The following is a 3,915-nucleotide window of genomic DNA, read 5'->3' as shown; positions in this document are numbered from 1 at the left end:
CAACTCCGCCGCGACACGGTCACTGGCCGCATCCAGCTCGGCATACGACCACCGCACACGCTCATCCGCCACCGCCAACGCACCCGGCGTACGCCCCACCTGCGCAGCGAACAACTCCACCAGCGTCACCGACTCCACAGCGTGCACGGTGTCGTTCCACCCCGACACCACAACCTCACGCTCGTCGGCGGCCAACGCGTCCAGACGCCCCACCAGCAGCCCGGGATCGGCCGCCATCTGCTCCAGCAACCGCACCAGCCGCCGGGCCAGCGTGCGTGCCGAGGGCTCGTCGAACACGTCGGGGCGGCAGTCCAGCTTCAGTTCGAGTCCGTCACCCGGTCCCACCACGAGCGACAGCGGGTAGTGGGTGGTCTCCTGGACGTCGCCTCCGGTGAAGCGCAGGCCACCGAGGTCCGGCGGGCCCTGCTGGTCCATGGGGTAGTTCTCGAAGACCAGCAGCGTGTCGAAGGTGGCGCCGGAGCCGGCGAGCCGCTGGATCTCCGCCAGCCCCAGGTACTGGTGGTCCAGTAGCGCCGACTGCTCGGCCTGCACCCGGCCGAGCAGCGCAGCCACCGTCTCGCCCGGGTCCAGCGTCACCCGCACGGGGACGGTGTTGATGAACAGGCCGAGCATCCGCTCAACGCCCGGCAGGTCCAGCGGACGGCCCGCGACGGTCGCGCCGAACACCACGTCACGACGCCCCGTCAGCCTCCCGACCAGCAGCGCCCACCCCGCCTGCACGACCGTGTTCAGCGTCACCCCGACGCCGCGGGCCAGGGCGCGCAGCCCGTCGGCGAGCGTCTCCCCCGCCTGGACGGTCAGGTTGGACGGCACCACCGGGACGTCGCTCGCCGGGGCGACAAGCGTCGGCTCCTCGACCCCGGCGAGGGCCTCGCGCCAGGCGGCCCGGGCGCGGTCCTTGTCCTGGCGGGCCAGCCACGCGAGGTATGCCCGGTAGGAGGTCGCCCGGGGCAGGCCGGTGGTGACGCCTCCCGCCGTGTAGACGGCCCACAGCTCGTTCATCAGGACCGGCAGGGACCAGCCGTCCAAGACGATGTGGTGGGTGGTGATGATTAGCCGGTGCCGGTCCGGTGCCAGTTTCAGCAGAAGCAGCCGGAGCAGCGGCGGCACCTCGAGGTCGAAGCGGCGGCGGTGCTCCTCGGCGGCGAGGCGGGCGGCCTCCGCCGACGCGTCGTCCGGTGCCCGGTCGGACAGATCGACCTCACGCCAGGGAATCTCCACGCCCCGGTAGATCACCTGGACGGGCGCGCCCGTGGCGCGCTGCCGGAACCCGGCGCGCAGGCTCGCATGCCGGTCGAGCAGCGCCTGCCACGACCTTCTGAGGACCTCGGTGTCCAACGGGCCGTCGAGGTCGAGCACCCGCTGCCCGACGTACACGTCCGGAGCGTCCTCGTCGTAGACGGCGTGGAACAGCAGGCCCTCCTGCAAGGGCGACAGCGGCCACACTTCCTCCAACATGGACTCGCTCACTTAGGCCCCTTCCGCGCCATCTTCTTCGCCGTCATTTCGAATTCGTCGAGTTCGTGCTGGGAGATATCGGTGAGGGGGAAGTCGGACGGGGTGTGGCCTCCGGCGTCTCCGCCGTCGGTGTGCGCGACCAGTCCGGCCAGCATGGCCGTCCACGTCCCGGCCAGTTCCTCGACCGCGTCGGCATCCAGCAGCTCCTCCGGCCAGGACAGGGTGAGGGCGAGGACGGGGCCGTCCGCGAGGTCCTGGACGACGGCCGATATCTCCAGCGTGTGCGAGGCGGGCATGCGGGGATCGACTCCGCCGTCGAGGCCCCCGACGGGCTGCCACGGGCCGGGCTGCCGCTCGTCGGCCGTCGCGGTGAACCGGCCGAGGTAGTTAAAGCTGATCAGCGGTACCGGCAGGGCGGCCAGTTCGGCGGCGGTGTCGGGGTTGAGGTGGCGCAGCAGCCCGTAGCCGAGCCCGTCGGACGGCACCGCGCGCAACTGCTCCTTGATGCGCTTGAGCAGTCGGCCCGCGTCGGGCCCGCCGGTGCGCACCTCGGCGGGGTCGATCGGCCCTGCGTCGAGGCGGACGGGGTGGACGCTGGTGAACCAGCCGACCGTCCGCGACAGGTCGAGGGTGTCGCAGGTGCGTCCGTGGCCCTCGACGTCGATCAGCACGCCGCCGCCGTGGCGCCGCCAGTCGGTGACGGCCGCCGCCAGCCCGGCGAGCAGGACGTCGTCCACACCCGCGTGGAACGCCGCCGGAACACGGGTCAGCAGCGCCTCGGTCACCTCCGAGGAGACCGACACGTCAAACCGCCGCATCCGCGCCATCACGTCGCGGGCCGGGTCCAGCGGGCGCTTGCCGATCCGCGGGTCGGGGCCCTCCAGCATCGCCTTCCAGGCCGGCAGCTCGGCGACTCGTTGGGCGCCGGTCGCCTGGGCCTTTAGTTCGAGGGCCCAGCGCCTGAACGGAACCGGCACGGGTTCAAGTTCACCGTCCGGCGCGTCGTAGGCGCCGGCGAGATCGGGCAGCAGGATGCGCCACGAAACCCCGTCCACCACGAGGTGGTGGATGAGCCAGAGGAGCTTGCCTTCGGTGTCGGGGCCCGCGTCGAACCAGACGAGCTGGGTCATCACCCCGGCCGCCGGGTCGAGCCGGGATTCGGCGGCGCGGAGCTGCTCGTTCAGCGGCTCGGCAGCCGGCACACGCAGCAGCGGCGGGTTCTTCGACGGCTCGCGTTCCGGGATGACGAGCTCGGCGCCGTCGAGCCGGGCACGCAGCACGTCATGGCGGTCCAGGACGGCCCCGACCGCACGGGCGAGACGATCGAAGTCGAGCCCGGCCGGGACCGACAGCAGCATCGACTGGTAGAACGCCTCACCGCTCGACCGTTCGATCGCCTCCCGCATCACCGGCAGCAGCGGAACCCGTCCGGTCGCCTCGACCTCGTCGGCCGCACCCCCGTCTTCAACGGGGGTGGCGACGGCCGCCACGCCCGCCGGGGAGCGGTGCTCGAAGACCTGTCGTGCGGTGAACACCAGCCCCGCCCGGCGGGCCCGCGACACCAGCAGCATCGACATGATCGAATCCCCGCCCAGAGCGAAGAAGTCGTCATCCGCTCCGACCAGGTCAAGGCCCAGCACCTCGGCGAACAGGTCGCACAAGACCGCCTCGGTCGGGTTGGCCGGTGCCCGGCCCCCCGCCAGGCCCGCAAAGTCCGGCGCCGGCAACGCGGCACGATCGACCTTGCCGTTCACCGTCAACGGCAACGACTCCAACACCACAAACGCCGCCGGAACCATGTACTCCGGCAACCGCCCCGCCACATACTCCCGCAACACCGCGGCCTCCACCGGAGCACCGTTCGGGACGACGTAGGCGACCAGGCGCTTGGTACCCGGCTGGTCCTCACGAGCGACCACCGTCACCCGCCCCACCGACTCATGCCCGGCCAGCACGGCCTCGACCTCACCCGGCTCCACCCGGAACCCGCGAATCTTCACCTGCTCATCGGCACGCCCGACGAAGACCAGCTCGCCATCCGGGGTCCAGCGGACCAGGTCACCCGTGCGATACATGCGTCCAGAGGTGAAGAGGCACGCCACGAACCGCTCAGCGGTCAACCCCGGCTGCCCCAGATACCCGCGGGCCAGTCCGCCCCCGGCCACATACAACTCCCCCACCACCCCGACGGGAACCGGCTGCAAGAACCGGTCAAGCACGTACACCCGCGCGTCGTCACGCGGTCCCCCGATCGGCAGCACACCCGGAACGTCCGCTCCAGCGGGCAGCTCGAACGTGGTTGCGCACAGCGTCACCTCGGTCGGCCCGTACAAATGACGCACCACCACACCCGGGCACGCCGCCCGCACCGCCTCCACCGCCGACACCGCCACCACATCACCACCGGTCAACACCTCACGCACACCCGCAAAAACC

2 protein-coding genes are annotated in these 3,915 nt (G+C 71.5%); both read right to left on the bottom strand.

All coding sequences use genetic code 11. From position 1 onward, the window contains the following. Nucleotides 1-1,491 (bottom strand): condensation domain-containing protein (locus tag QSK22_RS33025; protein ID WP_285498429.1); only part of this gene is annotated, 1,491 nt, incomplete at its 3' end. Then, nucleotides 1,488-3,902, bottom strand: a complete 2,415-nt coding sequence (locus QSK22_RS33020; protein ID WP_285498428.1) for a condensation domain-containing protein — start codon at nucleotides 3,900-3,902, stop codon at nucleotides 1,488-1,490. The genes QSK22_RS33020 and QSK22_RS33025, both read right to left, overlap by 4 nt. Nucleotides 3,903-3,915: the final 13 nt, after the last annotated feature.

It is taken from the genome of Actinomadura sp. NBRC 104425 (assembly GCF_030269545.1).
Lineage (GTDB): Bacteria > Actinomycetota > Actinomycetes > Streptosporangiales > Streptosporangiaceae > Spirillospora > Spirillospora keratinilytica.
This window is presented reverse-complemented; position numbering and strand designations above follow the sequence as displayed.